Below are 16,814 nucleotides of genomic sequence, written 5' to 3'. Positions count from 1 at the left end.
ACGCCGCCTTCAGCACCCGCAAACCCCACACTCGTGCCGCTGAAGTCGGCGCGCGGTCACGGCAAGCCCAGCTCAGGCAGGTCGCGATAGAGCGCCAGCGCCTGTGGATTGGCCAGCGCATCGGTGTTCTTCACCGGCAGGCCGTGGATGGTGTCGCGTACGGCGATCTCGGTGATCTTGCCGGAGATCGTGCGCGGGATGTCGGCGATCTGCAGGATCTTCGCCGGCACGTGGCGCGGTGTGGTGTTGGCGCGGATCTGCTTGACGATGCGCTCGCGCAAGCCGTCGTCGAGCGCGATGCCCTCGCGCAAGCGCACGAACAGGATCACGCGCTCGTCTTCCTGCCAATGCTGGCCGACGGCGACCGACTCGAGCACTTCGGGCACTTGCTCGACCTGACGATAGATCTCGGCCGTGCCGATGCGCACGCCACCCGGATTCAGCGTCGCGTCGGAGCGGCCGTAGATGACGATGCCGTCGCGTTCGGTCAGCAGGGCGTGGTCCCCATGGCACCACACGTTGGGCACGCGCGAGAAATACGCGTTGCGGTACTTCTGCCCGTCGGTGTCGTTCCAAAAGAAAACCGGCATCGAGGGGAACGGCGCGGTGCAGGCGAGTTCACCCTTCTCGCCGCGCACCGCCTTGCCGGCGTCGTCGAGGATCTCGACCTTCATGCCCAGGCCGCGGCACTGCAATTCGCCGCGGTACACCGGCAGCAGCGGGCTGCCGAGGGCGAAGCAGGAAATGATGTCGGTGCCGCCGGAGATCGAGGCGAGCAGGACGCGATCTTTGACGTCGCGATAGACGTAGTCGTAGCTCTCCGGCGCCAGCGGCGAGCCGGTCGAGAGGATCGTCTTCAAATGGATCAGCTTGTGCGTTTCGCGCGGCTTCACGCCGGCCTTTTCGATCGCGCTGAGCCACTTCGCGCTGGTGCCGAACACGCTGATGCCGACTTCATCGGCCAAGCTCCACAAGGCGTTGCCGTCGGGATGCGAGGGCGAGCCGTCGTAGACGACCAGGGTCGCGCCGACCGCAAGGCCGGAGGCGAACCAGTTCCACATCATCCAGCCGCAGGTCGTGTAATAGAAGAAACGGTCTTCGCGCTTCAAGTCCGTATGCAGCACCAGTTCCTTCAGGTGCTGGATCAGCGTGCCGCCGGCGCCGTGCACGATGCATTTCGGCACGCCGGTGGTGCCGGAGGAGTACATCACGTAGACGGGATGATCGAACGGCAGCATCTCGAACTTCAGCGCGTGCTCTTCCGTGCCGGCGAAGTCGGGCCAGGCGATCGCATTGGGCAGGCCGTCGAGCTGGAGCGGCTCGCCGCTGTAGGGGATCACGACGACGTGCTGGATGCTCGGCATGCGGTCGATCACGCCGCGGATCTTCTCCAGGCAATCGAAGCTTTTGCCGCCGTAACCGTAGCGGTCGGCGGTGAAAAGCACTTTCGGCTCGATCTGACCGAAGCGGTCGACCACGCCGTTGATGCCGAAATCCGGCGAACAGGACGACCAGATCGCGCCGAGCGACGTCGTCGCCAGCATCGCGATGATCGTCTCGGGCAGATTGGGCAGGAAGCCGGCGACCCGATCGCCGACGCCGACGCCGGCCTGCTTCAGCGCATGCGCGATGCGGCCGACTTCGGCGTGCAACTGCGCGTACGTCAGCTCGCGCTTGTGGCCCCATTCGTTGCGGAAAACCATCGCGAGACGGTCGTCCTTGAAGCGCAAGAGATTCTGCGCGAAGTTCAAGCGCAGGTTCGGATACCACTTCGCGCCCGGCATCTTGTCGCGGTCGACCAGCACCGGTTCGTGCTCGCCTTGCGCACGAATGCCGCAGAACTCCCATACCAGCGACCAGAAACGCTCGGGCTGGCGAATCGAAAACTCGTACAGCGGCGAGTAGCGCTGGATGTCTTCGTCGCCGGTGCTTTCGCGCACGAAACGCATGAAACGGTTCAGATTCGCGCGTTCGATGCGTTCCGCGCTGGGTTCCCAAATCGGTTTGTTCATGGTCAGGTCGATGCGCTTGGTTCCGGCGGAGCCGATAGTTCGAGACCGGCGCACACCTCGCGTGCGTGCCGGATCGAAACGAATTCCCCAAAGTCGCCGTGCGCGCGCTCACCGCGCCACAGCCGGCGTCGATTATCGGGGAAGCGACCGACACTCGCCAGTTCGCCCCGCCCCCAGTCAACCAAACTGAGAAGTGCGGCCACGGATGGCCGCTGGTAGACAAGACGAAGATGCGGCGCTCACGCGGGTCCGCCCCCTCCGACAAGGCGATCATGGACGATCGCATTAGCTACCCGAAGTGCGGCCACGGATGGCCGCGGGTAGAGGCGACGAAGATGCCGCGCTCACGGCGTGTCTGCCCCACCCGACAAAGCGATCATGGACGATCGCATTAGTTACCCGAAGTGCGGCCATCGATGGCCGCGGGTAGATGCCACCAACACGCAGCGCACACGTTGCACGCGCGCCCTCCGACGCCAGCGATCGCCAACATAGCCGCAAAAAAAAACGCCGGCACGAGGCCGGCGTTTCAGATGCATCGATGGCGAGGTGGATCAACCGATCAAGAGATCCTTCTCTTTCTTACCGGCCGACAGCGCAGCGTTGAACCAGCGCGGACGCTTGCCGCGACCGCTCCAGGTCTGGCTCGCGTCGGCCGGATTGCGATACTTCGGCTTGACCTTGCCGCGCGCCTTGCCACGACCGCCGGCACCGGCGCGGCCGAGTACTTCGTCGAGCCCGAATCCTTCGGCCTTGACCAGCGCGTTGATCTTCTCGCGCAACTTCGAGGCCTTCTCCTTGACCAGTTCTTCCTGACGCGCGCTCGCACGCGCGATCAAATCGGAAAGCTGATTGTGGTTCAGGGACTTGAGATCGATCGCCATGCCTTGTTTACCTCTCGATTATTCGGTGAAGAAGCAATGGAATCCATTCAAACCGGCACAGTCGCGAGCCGGACGGATCTGCCCAATTCTGGCATTCCGTTCCCCCAAATACTGCGTGCCGAATGGCACATGCGCCGGACTGGCCGCAGTTTAACCGCCACCTAGCGCAAAAATCCATATTTGCAGTGAGGAACAATGGTCGCGCAAACCGGCGACAGCAGACAATCGGCGGTATTTAAGCCGCCAAATGGATACTCCAATCGGCTTGTCGCGCCGGTCAGCCGAAACGGCGTAGCAGCTCTTCGCGGTCGAGCGCTTGATTTTCGCTTTCGCCGCGACGGCGATATTCGAACGTGCCGGCGGCGAGTCCGCGTTCGCTGATCACGACGCGATGCGGAATACCGATCAGTTCGATGTCGGCGAACATCGGCCCCGGACGCAGGCCGCGATCGTCGAGCAGCGTTTCGATGCCCTGCGCATTCAATTCCGCATACAGGCGTTCGGCTTCTTCGCGCACCTGCGCATTCTGCTGCGCGCCGATCGGGCAGATCGCCACGCGCCACGGCGCCATCGGCTCCGGCCAGACGATGCCGTTGTCGTCGTGGTTCTGCTCGATCGCGGCGGCGACGATGCGGCTGACGCCGATGCCGTAGCAGCCCATCTGCATCACCTGTGCCTTGCCTGCATCGTCGAGCACGGTGGCGCCGAGCGCTTCGGCGTATTTGGGGCCGAGCTGGAATACGTGGCCCACTTCGATGCCGCGCGCGATCGAGAGGAGGCCGTGACCGTCGGGCGACGCGTCACCTTCGACCACTTTGCGCAGATCGACCACGCGCGTCCAGCGCGCGTCGCGCTCCCAGTTGGCGCCTTGGTAGTGACTGCCGTCCTGATTGCCGCCGCAGACGAAATCGGCCAGCGCAGCCGCACTGCGATCGACGATGACCGGAATCGAATCGGGTAGGCCGACCGGGCCGATGAAGCCCGGACGCACGCCGGTGACGCGCACGATCTCGGCTTCGTCGGCCAGCGTCACCGCGCCGGCCAGTTCGGCCAGCTTGCCGGCCTTGACCTCGTTGAGCTCGTGATCGCCGCGCAGGCACAGTGCGACCAGGCCGTCGACGCCGCGCACGAGCAAGGTCTTGACGCAACGATCGGGTGCGACGCCGAGAAACGCGGACACGTCTTCGATCGTCTTCTGCGTCGGCGTGGCGACGCGCTCGAGCGATCGTGCCGCTGCCGGTCGCGCCGCGGCCGGGGCCAGCGCTTCGGCCATTTCGACGTTCGCCGCATAGTCCGACTCGCTGGCGAATGCGATGGTGTCTTCACCCGAATCGGCCAGCACTTGGAATTCGTGGCTGGCATTGCCGCCGATCGCACCGGTATCGGCTTGCACGGCGCGGAAGCGGAGCCCCAGGCGCGTGAAGATGCGGCCGTAGGCGTCGTACATGTTGCGATATTCGCGATCCAGGCAATCGGCGCTCAGATGGAACGAATACGCGTCCTTCATCAAGAATTCGCGGGCTCGCATGACACCGAAACGCGGCCGGATTTCGTCGCGGAATTTGGTCTGGATCTGATAGAAATTGATCGGCAGTTGTTTGTAGCTCTTCAGCTCGTTGCGCGCGAAATCGGTAATGACTTCCTCGTGCGTCGGGCCGTAGCAATAACCTGCGTCCTTGCGATCCCGGATCTTCAGCAGCTGGCCGCCGAATTTCTCCCAGCGTCCGGTTTCCTCCCACAGTTCCTTCGGCTGGATCGACGGCATCAGCAATTCGATCGCGCCGGCGCGGTTCATTTCCTCGCGCACGATAGCCTGCACCTTGCCGAGCACGCGCAAGCCGAGCGGCGACCAGGTATAGATGCCGGCGGCGAGCTTGCGGATCATGCCGGTGCGCAGCATCAGCCGATGGCTCGCGATCTCAGCGTCGGCGGGAACTTCCTTGACGGTCGCGAGATGGAAGCGGGAAAGGCGCATGGGGTTCCGGAAGGGCGATGGAACCTTCGATTCTAGCAGCCGTGACGCATTATCCGGCGCGCGCTACCGGCGATGTCGTGCCGATGCCGGCGAGTGCCGGATCGGCGCGATCAACGCGCGGCGCAAAACAGCTTGATCTGCTGATTCGCCTTGTCGATTTGCGCCTGGTGGCTTTTCGCCGCGTCCGCGTCGGTCGGATTGCCGTTCGCGTCGAGCGCCGGCTTCTGCGCTTCGAGCGAGACCAGATTCTTGCGCGCGATCTCGCAGTTGCGCTTGATGTCTTCCGGCGCGTAGCCGGCGGCCGCGGCGAGCGCGGGGCCCGAATTCTTGTCGGCCGGCTTGGCTTCGTCTTCCGGTGCGGTGGTGGTGACGCCGCCTTGCACCTTCAGCTTCTTCGCCTTCGCCACGTTCGGCGGCGGCGGCGAATCGGAAAAATGTTTGACGCCGTTGGCGTCGGTCCAGGAATACATCTCCGTCGCCGCGGCCGGCGCGGTCAGGACCAGCAGTGCGAACAGCAGCTGGCAGCGTTTCATCATGGGCCCCCTTGCCGGCGCCAGGGGTAGCGCCTTGCCGGGCGACTGGATAGCACCCCTCGCTCGGCGGCACAAGCCGAGACGCCGCGAAATGAGGATCACGGTACACTTCGGCCGTCGCCAACCGTCCCTTCCTCGCCGGGCATTTCCGTCCAATGCCGCAGACCGACATCGCCCCATCCCCCAACGGTGCGCGCAAGCCGCCGCGCGGCATCTATTTGCTGCCCAACCTGTTCACCACGGCGGCAATGTTCGCCGGCTTCTACGCCATCGTCGCGGCGATCGGCGGGCGCTACACCGAGGCGGCAATCGCGGTGTTCGTCGCCGGCGTGCTCGACGGCCTCGACGGCCGCGTCGCGCGCCTGACCAATACGCAGAGCGAGTTCGGCGTGCAGTACGACTCGCTGTCGGATCTGGTCAGCTTCGGCCTGGCGCCGTCGCTGGTGCTCTACACCTGGTCGCTGTCGGCGTTGAAAGCTTACGGGTCGGGCTGGGGCAAGCTCGGCTGGGCCGCCGCCTTCATCTATGCCGCCTGCGCGGCGTTGCGTCTGGCACGCTTCAACACTCAAGTCGGCGTCGCCGACAAACGCTATTTCCAAGGCCTGGCCAGTCCGGCCGCGGCCGGCTTGTGCATGTCCTTCGTGTGGGCGATCGAGGACAAGGGCTTGTTCGGCCTCGATTCCAACGACGTCGATTTCGTCACGCCGGTTGTCGCGGTGGTGGCCGGTCTCTTGATGGTCAGCCGCTTCCGCTACTTCAGCTTCAAGGCCGGACCGAAGTCGGACCGCGTGCCTTTCATCTGGATTCCGATCGCGATGCTGATCTTGGTCGCGCTGGCGATCGACACGCCGCGCGTGCTGTTCGCGATCGCCGTGCTGTACGTGCTGTCGGGCCCGGTGATGACCTTGTGGGGCCTGCATCAGAAGCGCAGCAGCCGCCGCGCCCTGCGCGAATCGGGCCGGGCGGACGAATGAAAGCCGCACGCGCGCTGCCGCCGTCCGCCGCGCTGGCGCGGGTCGGCGCGGCGCCTGCGCGTGCCGGAGCCTCCGAAGCGCTCGGCTTCCTGGCCGAACTGTCGCAAGCGCTGGCGGTCTCGCTGGACTTGCGCCGCACAGTCACCGAGTCGGTGCACCGCGTCGTCGATTTCATGCAGGTCGAAGCAGCCGCGTTGTTCCTGCTCGACGAGCAGGCGCTCGAAGAGGGCGCGCCGCACCTGCTCGAATGCAAGCTCTGCATCGGGCCTGTCGATCTCACCGGAACCCAGCTCGCGATCGGCCAGGGCATCGCCGGCCATGCCGTCGCCGAGAACGCGACGCGCATCGTCGCCGACGCCGCGGCGGACGCTTCCATCTGGCACGCCGGCGGCGGTGACTTCCGCGCGCGCAACCTGGTGTGCGCGCCGCTGCGCACGGCGGCCGGGCCGATCGGCGCGCTCGAGATCGTCAACCGCCGCGACGGCGAGCCCCTGTCCACGCTCGATGCGGAACTGCTCGATGCGATCGCGGTGCCGATCGCGCTGGCCATCAGCAATGCGCGCCAGGCGCATGCGCTGCTCGAGCAGCAGCGCATGCGGCGCGAATTCGACCTCGCGCGGCGCATGCAGAAATCGCTGCTGCCCAAGCGTCGCCGCGGCGGCTTTCCGATCATGGGACTAAACCGGCCGGCGCACGAGATTTCCGGCGACTTCTACGATTACTTTGAACTGGCCGATGGCCGCATCGGTTTCGTCGTCGGCGACGTCTCCGGTAAGGGCCTGGATGCCGCGCTGCTGATGGTGCGCGCGGCCAGCCTCTTGCGCTGGGCCGGCAAGGACGGCGTCGCGCCGGCGGCCTGGCTCGCGCGCGCCAACGACGAGTTGTGCGAGACGACCCAGGACGGACGCTTCGTCTGCGCCATCGTCGGCTACTGCGATCGCGCGGCGAAGCGCGTGCGTTTCGCCGGCGCCGGTTTCCCGCCGGCCTTGGTGCGTCACGGCAGTGCGTTCGCCGAGTACCCGTCCGAAGGGCCGCCGCTCGGTATCCTGCGCGAAGCGGCGTTCGCCGAGCACGAAGTCGAACTCGACGGCGGCACCTTCTACGCGTTTTCCGACGGCGCCATCGACGTGCGCGACGCCAGCGGCCGTCGCATCGGCCACGACGGCGTGCGCGCGCTGATCGCCCGGCACGTCGCCGGTTCGACCGAGGCGCGCCTGCGCAGCCTGTTCTCCGAGTTGCGGCGCCTGCGCCTGGTCGACGACACCACCGTGCTGATGATCGAAGCGCCGCGCGCGGGTACGGCCGACGTGCTGCTCGAACGCCGCCTGCGTGCCGCCGCGGAAGAGCTGCGCGAGATGCGCGCCGCGCTGCGCTGCACGCTCGATACGATCGGTGTGGAGAAGGGCTTGCGCGACCGCCTGGTGCTGGCGGTCGACGAGGCCTGCACCAACATCATCCGCCACGCCTACGGCGCCGAGTGCGACGGCGACATCGGCTTGCGTGTGCTGCGCGAGGGTGCCCTGCTCAGCTTCGAGCTGACCGACGCGGCGCCCTGCGTCGACATCGCCAAGATCAAACCGCAGCCGCTCGGCGATTGCCGCAGCGGTGGGCTTGGTGTGGCCCTGATCGACCGCATCATGGACGAATGGCGCATCGAGCCGATGCGCGAAGGCCGCGGCAACCGGCTGATCCTGCGCAAACGTATCGACGAGACCAGCGAAACATGAACCTGCCTGCCAATGCCGTCGCGCGCGAAGACCGCGACGAGTACGTGCTGATCCGCCTGAGCGGCGAAGTGGACCTGTCGTGGTCGGCCGAGGTGCGCCATGCCGTGCTCGGCGCGCTCACCGGCGGCCGCCCGGTCGGCATCGACCTGTCGGCGGTCAGCTACATCGACTCGTCCGGCATCGCCGCCCTGGTCGAAGGCTTCCAGAGCGCGCGCACGCACAGCGGCCGCTTCGTGCTGGTCGCGGTCAGCGATGCGGTGCGCGCGGTGCTCGAATTGGCGCGTCTCGATCGCGTGTTCGTGCTGGTGCCGAGCGTCGACGCGGTCGCTGCGTGAACGCGCTGACGCGCCCGCTGGCGAACCTCGGGCGCGTCACGCTGGAGGCTGTCGGCGGCGTCGGCTACGCCGCGATGCTGTTGCTCGAGGCGCTCTATTACGCCCTGTTCGGCTGGCGCGTCGGCCAGCGCCTGCGCTTGGCGCCGGTGGTGCGCCAGATGCGCGAGATCGGTGTCGACGTGCTGCCGATCGGCCTCTTGCTCGGTTTCACCGTCGGCTTGATGCTCGGCATCCAGTTCATCGCTTCCTTGAGCGAATTCGGCGCGCAATCGCAGGTCGTACTGGCGGTGGCGAAATCGGTCACACGCGAGTTCGGTGCGCTGATCACCGCGATCCTGGTCGCCGGCCGCTCCGGCTCGGCGCTGGCCGCGCGCATCGGTTCGATGTCGGTGTCGCAGGAAGTCGACGCGCTCGCGGTGATCGGCATCGACCCGGTGCGCTATCTGGTCGCGCCGGCATTGCTCGCGATGCTGGTCATGCTGCCGGTGCTGACCGTGCTCGCCGACGCCGCCGCGATTCTCGGCGCGGCGTTGTACAGCGCGCCGGCCTTGAACGTGACGCCGAGCGCGTATCTCCTGCAAACCCTGTCGCTGCTCTCGCCCGGCGACGTCTGGCAGGGCATCGCCAAGAGTTTCGTGTTCGCCGTGCTGATCACGCTGATCGGCGTCAGCACCGGTTTCTCGGTCAGCGGCGGCGCCGAAGGCGTCGGTCGCGCGACCACGCGCGCGGTGGTGCTTTCGATCTGCTGGATCATCGTGGTCGATATGGTGTTTTCGTTCTTCCTGAATCGATGACATGCCGAACGAAATCGTGCCGCCGCTGATCGATTGCGCTCGCGTTTTGCACTACGCGATCGTCGATGACTCCGTTCGATACACGCCGAAGGGCAAGGTATACGTCGATGGCGTCGAGCTCGGCGCGGTGACTCGTCTCGCAGTCGTCCGCAATCTCGCCGACGACGGCGTGATGCTGTTTCATTGCGACGCGGAATGGGCCTGTCTGGGTATTTCGGATGGCACTAGCATCGAAGAAGCGATGTCGCACGCAAACCGGCGCTACGAAGGTCTCGAAGGAAAGTGGCGGAAGGCGCCGTATTCCGAAGCGGATTTCGCGAAGGCGGTCGCGGACGAGTACCGCGATGAGCGCTGTTCGTTCTGCGGCCGCTACCATTTCCAAATGGACACTCAGATGATGCACGGCGATCGAGCAGCCATCTGCAGTGATTGCGTTCGACGACTTCACGCTGTTCTGGAAGCGCAGCAATGAACGTCGGGACACCCTTGATCGAAGTCGAACAACTCGAAGCCTGGTACGGCCGCCGCCGCGTGCTGCACGGGATCGACTTCAGCGTCGAGGCGGGCGAGATCCGCGTCATCATGGGCGGCTCGGGTTCGGGCAAGAGCACCCTGTTGCGGCATTTGCTCGGCTTGCAGCGACCGCTGGCGGGCACGGTCAAACTGTTCGGCGTCGATCTCGGCCAGGCCAGCGAACGCGAGCTGCAGGACGTGCGCAAGCGCATCGGCGTGTCGTTCCAGGGTGGCGCGTTGCTGACCTCGCTCACGGTCGGCGAGAACGTGGCGCTGCCCTTGCGCGAACACACCCAGCTGGACGAGTCGACGATCCGCATCATGAGCCGGCTCAAACTCGAGGTGGTCGACCTCGGCGGCTTCCAGGACCTGATGCCGAGCCAGCTCTCCGGCGGCATGGTCAAGCGCGCCGCGTTGGCGCGCGCGATCGTGATGGACCCGCGCCTGCTGTTCTTCGACGAGCCGTCGGCCGGGCTCGATCCGGTCGTCTCGGCCGAGCTCGACGAGCTGATCCTGCGCCTGCGCGACGCGCTGCGCATGACCATCGTCGTGGTCACGCACGAGCTGGAAAGCGCGTTCAAGATCGCCGATACGATCACCGTGCTCGATGCCGGCGAGATCCTGATGACCGGCCCGGTCGCGGCGGTGCGCGCGTCGTCGAACGAACGCATCCAGAACCTCTTGAACCGGCGTCCGCGCGTGGTGCAGGTCGACGCCGACGCCTACCTGCGCCGGCTCACCGAAGAGGAAGCCTGATAGAGTCTGACCGGTCGTCGTGCCGGCGCGAGCCGGAGCGACCAGGGGGCGACGCAGGACCACGATGTGAGACGCGACTCGATCAACTACGTACTCGTCGGCGCGGTCGTCTTGGGCGCGCTGGCCCTGCTCCTGGTCGGCCTGACCTTGATCACCGGCCGCGGCGTCGCCAGCAGCGATTATCTGGTGCGCTATCGCGACGTGACCGGCCTGCGCTACGGCGCGCCGGTGTTCTACCAGGGTTATCGCATCGGCCAGGTCGCAGCGGTAACGCCCGAACGCGACGCCGCCGGCACGCGCTACAAGATCGAGCTGGCGCTGCGCCGCGACTGGCCGATCCCCAAGGACAGTGTGGCGCGGCTGCAATCGAGCGGGCTGCTCGCCGACGTCTCGGTCGGCATCCGCGAAGGCACGAGCCGCGAGATGCTCGCGCCCGGCGCCGAGCTGAAAGGCGAGGAGGGCGGCAACGTCTTCACCGTGATGAACGAGCTGGCGGCCGAAGTCAGTTCGTTGACGCGCACGCAGATCTCGCCGCTGATCCAGACGCTGTCGCAGCGCGTCGGCTCGATCACCGAGGCGATCGACCAGCGCACGCCGCAGATCTTGGAGGAAACGCACAGCCTGCTCGAGCGCATGAACCGCGCCTCGGACGCGCTCAACGACGTGTTGAAGCCCGAAAACCGCGCCGCGCTCGCGCGCACGCTCGATGAAGCGAGCAAGCTCAGCGGCGAGCTGCGCAAGACGCGCGAAACCCTCGACCATGCGCTCGGCGATGTCGCCGGCATCGCCAAGGACAATCGCGCCGACCTGCGCCGCTCGGTGCAAGATCTCGCCAGCGCGTTGGAGGCGCTGTCGAGCCGGATGGACGTGATCATGCATCACCTCGAATCGGCCAGCCGCTACGTCAACGAATTCAGCCGCGAGATCCGTCAGCATCCCAACCGCCTGATCATCGCGCCGAAGGCGGACAAGCTCGAAGAGGAGCCGCGATGACGCGCCTGCGCGATACGCTGTTGGGATTGAGCCTGGCCACGCTGGCAGCGTGCAGTGCGCCGACCGTACCGGACTTCACCTACTACCGCCTGCCGCGGCCGCAAGCGCTACCGCAGGAATTGGTGCCGCTGTTCCGCGAACCCTTGGTGGTGGAAATCTTCGGCGCCGAAGGCGTCTATGCGGATCAGGCTTTGATCTACGCGCTCGATCCGAGTGCGCAGGAGCTGCGCCAGTATCACTACCAGATGTGGACCGATTCGCCGCCGCACATCCTGCAGCGGCGATTGATCGAACAGCTGCGCAACGCCGGCGTCGCTCCGGTGGTGACCGATCAGTTGCCGGCGAGCGCGCAGGCCGCGCGCGTGCGTGGCGCGATCCTGCGCTTGGACCGCGTGCCGAACGCCGATGGCAGCTACGTAGCCGTGGTGGGTTTGCGCCTGCGCGTGGACGCCGGTGACGGCACGCCGCGGCTCGACGAGTATTATCGTGCCGAGCGCCCGGCCGGCGGCGACGGCCTGAAGGCGACGGTCGACGCCTACGGCGCGGCGCTCGACGAAATCTTCGCCAAGTTCCAACAAGATCTGCGCCGCGGGAATACGCATGCTGGATGAAACGAGCCTGGCCCGGCTCACCGAAATGGGCATCGACGTGTATCTGCCGCGCCGGCGCGCGGATGCGACGGCGAGCGCAGCGGCAGAAACCGCGCGCGCCTCCGCAGCGATGGTCGCGCCGCCGGCGAGCGCAGCGCAGGCCGACATCGTCCTGATCGCGCGCGCCGGCGCGCCGAAGCCGGCCGCGCTGATCGCCGACGTCGCGCGCGCTTTACGCTTCGCGCGCATCGCCTGCACCACCTGCGAGGAACCCGCCGAGGCCGCGTTGCAGAGCGCACGCGCCTTGGTACTGTTCGGCGACGCGCCGGTGCGCGCGGCCGGTGCGCTATTGCCGGCGCAGCGTCAGCGCGAGATGGGCTGGATCGTCACCGGCGAAGCCTCCGCACTGGCGGGCGATGCGCGTGCCAAGCGGGCTTTGTGGAGCGAGTTGCGCCGGATCGTGCGTGGGTTGGGTTCGGGCGGAGAGCGGTGAGGCGGCGTTTCTAGAGCCTTCGAGTCGATGAGGGTCCTAGAGCTCCTGCCAGACGCTGGCGCCGACAACTAGGGCAAGGTGTCTCAAACGTGGTCGCTATCCTGAAGCAGCCATCGGCCGAATTCCGGCGCATGCGCCTCGACGATCTCGATCGCGTCGCCGCGATCGAAGCGGCCGCCTACGAGTTTCCGTGGAGCCGCACGATCTTCGCCGATTGCTTGCGCGCGGCGTACGAATGCGTCGTGCTTGTGCGCGACAGCGACATCGTCGGCTACGGCGTGCTGTCGACCGGCGCGAACGAGGCGCACATCTTGAACGTCTGCGTCGTGCCGGGTGAGCACGGCCAGGGATTGGGCCGCCGCATCGTCGCGCGCCTGCTCGATTTGGCGCGCTGGCATCGCAGCGAGCGCGTGTTCCTCGAAGTGCGGCCGTCCAATCCGCGTGCGATCGCGCTGTACGAATCGATCGGCTTCAACGAATTCGGCCGCCGGCCGAACTACTACCCGGCCAAGAAGGGCCGCGAAGACGCGCTGGTGATGGCGATGGAGCTGCTCGGCGCGGAGGAGTGAACCGGCGCGCTGGCGCGGCGCCTGCGTTCGGAACGCGTTTCATGGTGCCGCTTCAGCGTTCGTTCGCCGCGTTCGATCGTGCCGCCGCGTTCGCCTGCGCGACTTCCGCCGCGGCGTGTTCGCGCCAGCGTTCGGTCCATTCCGCATCCGCGCCGGGCGCGGCCGGCGTTTCGCGCAACGTGCCGTCGACGAACGCGGCGAAGTCGGCCGGGAAGCGTCCGCGCACGTGCAACCACAACGCGCGAAAACCCGGCGAGGGGCAGCGCGACTTCAGGTGACCGACGATCGAGGCGTACTGCGCCTCGCTGATCATGCCGTCGCGGTGCTGGTAGTAGCTGTCCTCGAAATGCAGGATCAGCGGATACATGCTCCACAGATAGCGGTGGCATTCGAGCGTGGTCAGCGTCGGATCGCCGGCGTGACCGCGCAGGATCAGCGCGGCGACCTCGGGCTGTGCGATGTATTGCAGCCATTCGCCGACCTGCTGCGAACGGCCGCGATCCATCTTAGAGCGCTGATTCAGCGCGCCCTGACGGATTTGCCGGTTCAGATACACCAGCGAGATCAGCACCGCTACGCTGCTGATCAGGCTGCCGATGTTGACCAGAGTGGCGAGCGTCACGGCGACCTCCTCGGCGAGACGGACGCTCGGACTCTACAACGCGCCGAGCTTGGCCGCCTGCTCGCGCAGCGCGGCGAGCGAGCCGGTGAATTCCGCCACACGCGCGCGTTCCTGCTCGACCACCGCCGGCGGCGTCTTCTCGCCGAAGTTGGCCAGCTTGGCGCTCGACTTCGCCAGCTCGCCTTCGACGCGTTTGATTTCCTTCTCCAAGCGCGCCTTTTCCGCGCCGAGATCGATCAGGCCGGCGAGCGGAATCAAGAGCCTCATCTCGCCGACAATCGCCGCGGCCGCGGCCGGCTCGGTTTCGCCCGGCTGCAGCCAGCGCTGCGATTCGGCGCGTGCGAGGAACGCGATCTGCGCGGCGAAGCGCTCGGCGCGTGTGCGATCGGTGGCACTGCCGTTGGCGAACAAGAGCGGAATCGTCTTGCTCGGCGCGATGTTCATTTCGCTGCGGATGCGCCGGATCTGCGTGAGTACCGCGCGCAGCCATTCGACGTCGGCGCTGGCCGCGGCGTCGTCGGCCGGCCAGTCCTCGGCGCTGGGGTAGGGGCGCTCGGTGATGCTGGCTTCCTTGAGGCTAAGCAGCGGCGCAACCGATTGAAACACTTCCTCGGTGATGAACGGCGTGATCGGATGCAGCGCACGCAGCGCGGCTTCGAGCACGGTCAGCAGCGTGTAGCGCGTCGAAGCCGCCGCGGCCTGGTCCTCGCCGCCGAGCGCCGGTTTGGCCAGCTCGACGAACCAGTCGCAGTATTCGTTCCAAACGAACTCGTACAGGGCCTGCGCGACGAGATCGAAGCGGTACAGTTGGATCTGCGCCTCGACCTCGATCAAGGTCACGCGCAGACGCGCCAGGATCCACTTTTCGGCCGCCGTCGCCGGCGCCTTGTCCAATCCCCAACCCGCAATCTCCAATCCCGGCCCTTCGCAATTCATCAACACGAAGCGCGCCGCATTCCACAGCTTGTTGCAGAACGCCTTGTAGCCTTCGGCGCGCTTGAGATCGAAGTTGATCGTGCGGCCGTAGGTGGCGAGCGCGGCGAAGGTGAAGCGCAGCGCGTCGGTGCCGACCGCGGCGATGCCGTCCGGATAATCCTTGCGCACGCGCTTTTCGACCTTCTCGCGCACCTGCGGGATCAGCAGCGAAGCAGTCGATTTCTTCACCAGCGATTGGAGGTCGATGCCGTCGATGAGGTCGAGCGGGTCGAGCGTGTTGCCCTTCGACTTCGACATCTTCTGGCCTTCGGCATCGCGCACGATCGCGTTGATGTAGACCTCGCGGAACGGCACCTTGCCGGTGAAGTACTGGGTCGCCATCACCATGCGCGCGACCCAGAAGAAGATGATGTCGAAGCCGGTCACCAGCACCGCACTCGGCAGGAAGGCTTGGTCCTGCGGCCAGTTCGCGACGACATGACCGTTCTCGTCCGCGACCGCTCCATCGCCGGGCCAGCCCAGGGTCGAGAACGGCCACAGCGCGGCCGAGAACCAGGTGTCGAGCACGTCCTCGTCCTGCTTGAGCGCGCCGACCGGCTGGCTCGTCGCGTGCGCGAGCGCATCCGCCTCGTCCTCGCCGACGAAGATGTTGCCGGCTTCGTCGTACCAGGCCGGAATCTGGTGGCCCCACCAGAGCTGGCGGCTGACGCACCAGTCCTGGATGTTTTCCAGCCACTGGTTGTAAGTGCTCGCCCAGTTCTCCGGCACGAAGCGGATCTCGCCTTCGCGCACGGCCGCGAGCGCCGGCTCCGTGATCGCCTTGCGCCCACCCGGTCCCGGCTTGCCGTCGACGCGGGTTTCGCTGGTGAGATCGAGGAACCACTGATCGGTCAGCATCGGCTCGATCACCGCATCGGTGCGCTGGCTGATCGGCACCTGCAGCTTGTGCTTCTTGGTCTCGACCAAGAGGCCTTCGGCTTCGAGGTCGGCCAGCACCGCCTTGCGCGCGGCGAAGCGGTCGAGGCCGCGGTATTTCTCCGGCGCGTTGTCGTTGATCTTCGCATCCAGCGTGAGGATGGTGATCGGCGTGAGTTTGTGACGCGCGCCGATCTGCCAGTCGTTGAAATCGTGCGCCGGCGTGATCTTGACGCAGCCGGTGCCGAACTCGCGATCGACGTAGTCGTCGGCGATCACCGGAATCTCACGCCCCGTCAGCGGCAGTTTCAGGGTCTTGCCGATCAGTGCCTGGTAGCGCTCGTCTTCGGGATGCACGGCCACCGCGACGTCGCCGAGCATGGTCTCCGGACGCGTCGTCGCGACCACCAGGCCTTCGCCGCCATCGCTGGCCGGATAGCGGATCGACCACAGCGAGCCTTCCTTCTCCTCGTTGTTGACTTCGAGGTCGGACACCGCCGTCATCAGCACCGGGTCCCAGTTGACCAGGCGGCGGCCGCGATAGAGCAGGCCGTCGCGGTACCACTGCACGAACACGCGGCGCACCGCCGCGGACAAGCCCGGGTCCATCGTGAAGCGTTCGCGCGACCAGTCGACCGAGGCGCCGAGACGGCGCATCTGGTGGGTGATGGTCGAGCCCGATTCCTGCTTCCACTCCCACACGCGCTCGATGAAGCGCGCGCGGCCGAGATCGTGGCGCGTCTGGCCGGCGGCGGCGAGCTGGTTCTCGACGATCTTCTGCGTCGCGATGCCCGCGTGGTCGGTGCCGCCCTGCCACAAGGTGCGGAAGCCGCGCATGCGGTGGTAGCGCGTCAGCGCATCCATGATCGTCTGCTGGAAGGCGTGACCCATGTGCAGCGTGCCGGTGACGTTCGGCGGCGGCAGCAGGATGCAGTACGGCGCACCGTCGCCACGCGGCTTGAAGTCGCCGGCGGCTTCCCAGGCGGCGTACCACTTCGATTCGATCTGGCTCGGCTCGAAACTCTTTTCCATCGACATAGGCTGATCGTCCCGCGCGAGCGGGCCGCGGATTGAAGGGCGGGACGGCGATTGTAAGGGGCGCGGCGGCTGCGCCCAACTTCCGTGCGCGGGCGTCGCGCGGCTTGCCGCCACCGAGCGGCCGTTCTAGCCTGTGATCGAGGTCGAACGCGTCA

The 16,814-nt window shown here is 66.5% G+C and carries 16 protein-coding genes; 10 read left to right on the top strand and 6 right to left on the bottom strand.

Going from position 1 to position 16,814, the window contains the following annotated elements; genetic code table 11:
- Positions 1–56: 56 nt before the first annotated feature.
- The 4 genes from AC3QL3_RS17975 to AC3QL3_RS17960 all read right to left on the bottom strand — a co-directional run bounded on the left by AC3QL3_RS17975 (position 57) and on the right by AC3QL3_RS17960 (position 5,404).
- Positions 57–2,012, bottom strand: coding sequence for an acetoacetate--CoA ligase (locus AC3QL3_RS17975; protein ID WP_492895467.1), 1,956 nt, complete (start codon positions 2,010–2,012; stop codon positions 57–59).
- A 554-nt stretch (positions 2,013–2,566) separates the two neighbouring features.
- A complete protein-coding gene (locus AC3QL3_RS17970) occupies positions 2,567–2,896 on the bottom strand; it encodes an H-NS histone family protein (protein WP_492895466.1) in 330 nt (109 codons plus the stop codon).
- Between the two features lie 277 nt (positions 2,897–3,173).
- Entirely contained in the window at positions 3,174–4,871 is a 1,698-nt protein-coding gene (locus AC3QL3_RS17965) for a proline--tRNA ligase (RefSeq protein WP_492895465.1), read from the bottom strand.
- A 110-nt stretch (positions 4,872–4,981) separates the two neighbouring features.
- Positions 4,982–5,404 (bottom strand): DUF4124 domain-containing protein, encoded by a 423-nt coding sequence (locus AC3QL3_RS17960; protein ID WP_492895464.1) that lies wholly within the window; start codon positions 5,402–5,404, stop codon positions 4,982–4,984.
- Between the two features lie 155 nt (positions 5,405–5,559).
- Here AC3QL3_RS17960 and AC3QL3_RS17955 point away from each other — a divergent pair, with 155 nt between their 5' ends.
- The 10 genes from AC3QL3_RS17955 (at position 5,560) to rimI (ending at position 13,148) form a co-directional block, all read left to right on the top strand.
- Positions 5,560–6,378: a CDP-alcohol phosphatidyltransferase family protein gene (locus AC3QL3_RS17955; protein WP_492895463.1), complete on the top strand. Its 819-nt coding sequence runs from the start codon at positions 5,560–5,562 to the stop codon at positions 6,376–6,378.
- Positions 6,375–8,105, top strand: a complete 1,731-nt coding sequence (locus AC3QL3_RS17950; protein WP_492895462.1) for an ATP-binding SpoIIE family protein phosphatase — start codon at positions 6,375–6,377, stop codon at positions 8,103–8,105. Before AC3QL3_RS17955 ends, AC3QL3_RS17950 begins: the two co-directional genes overlap by 4 nt.
- Complete coding sequence (locus AC3QL3_RS17945; RefSeq protein WP_492895461.1) at positions 8,102–8,440, top strand: STAS domain-containing protein; 339 nt, start codon at positions 8,102–8,104, stop codon at positions 8,438–8,440. Before AC3QL3_RS17950 ends, AC3QL3_RS17945 begins: the two co-directional genes overlap by 4 nt.
- Complete coding sequence (locus AC3QL3_RS17940; protein WP_492895460.1) at positions 8,437–9,234, top strand: MlaE family ABC transporter permease; 798 nt, start codon at positions 8,437–8,439, stop codon at positions 9,232–9,234. Before AC3QL3_RS17945 ends, AC3QL3_RS17940 begins: the two co-directional genes overlap by 4 nt.
- A 1-nt stretch (position 9,235) precedes the next feature.
- Positions 9,236–9,706: a ClpX C4-type zinc finger protein gene (locus tag AC3QL3_RS17935; protein ID WP_492895459.1), complete on the top strand. Its 471-nt coding sequence runs from the start codon at positions 9,236–9,238 to the stop codon at positions 9,704–9,706.
- The gene (locus tag AC3QL3_RS17930; protein WP_492895458.1) at positions 9,703–10,503 is read left to right on the top strand and encodes an ABC transporter ATP-binding protein; all 801 of its coding nucleotides are present in this window, start codon (positions 9,703–9,705) and stop codon (positions 10,501–10,503) included. The genes AC3QL3_RS17935 and AC3QL3_RS17930 overlap by 4 nt, the downstream gene beginning before the upstream one ends.
- A gap of 66 nt (positions 10,504–10,569) precedes the next feature.
- Entirely contained in the window at positions 10,570–11,496 is a 927-nt protein-coding gene (locus AC3QL3_RS17925; protein WP_492895457.1) for an MlaD family protein, read from the top strand.
- Positions 11,493–12,107 carry an ABC-type transport auxiliary lipoprotein family protein gene (locus AC3QL3_RS17920; protein WP_492895456.1) on the top strand — a complete coding sequence of 205 codons (615 nt, stop codon included), beginning with the start codon at positions 11,493–11,495 and terminating at the stop codon, positions 12,105–12,107. The genes AC3QL3_RS17925 and AC3QL3_RS17920 overlap by 4 nt, the downstream gene beginning before the upstream one ends.
- Positions 12,097–12,579, top strand: a complete 483-nt coding sequence (locus AC3QL3_RS17915; RefSeq protein ID WP_492895455.1) for a hypothetical protein — start codon at positions 12,097–12,099, stop codon at positions 12,577–12,579. The genes AC3QL3_RS17920 and AC3QL3_RS17915 overlap by 11 nt, the downstream gene beginning before the upstream one ends.
- Positions 12,580–12,710: 131 nt before the next feature.
- Complete coding sequence (gene rimI / locus AC3QL3_RS17910) at positions 12,711–13,148, top strand: ribosomal protein S18-alanine N-acetyltransferase (protein WP_492898977.1); 438 nt, start codon at positions 12,711–12,713, stop codon at positions 13,146–13,148.
- 52 nt (positions 13,149–13,200) lie between these two features.
- Here rimI and AC3QL3_RS17905 read toward each other — a convergent pair whose 3' ends face one another.
- Entirely contained in the window at positions 13,201–13,770 is a 570-nt protein-coding gene (locus AC3QL3_RS17905) for a hypothetical protein (RefSeq protein WP_492895454.1), read from the bottom strand.
- A gap of 33 nt (positions 13,771–13,803) precedes the next feature.
- On the bottom strand, positions 13,804–16,653 hold the full coding sequence (locus AC3QL3_RS17900) for a valine--tRNA ligase (protein WP_492895453.1): 2,850 nt from the start codon (positions 16,651–16,653) through the stop codon (positions 13,804–13,806).
- Between the last annotated feature and the right edge of the window lie 161 nt (positions 16,654–16,814).

Source organism: Dokdonella sp. GW821-FHT11D02 (assembly GCF_058808595.1).
Note: the sequence above shows the minus strand (reverse complement) of the source record. Positions and strands in the feature narration are given on the sequence as shown.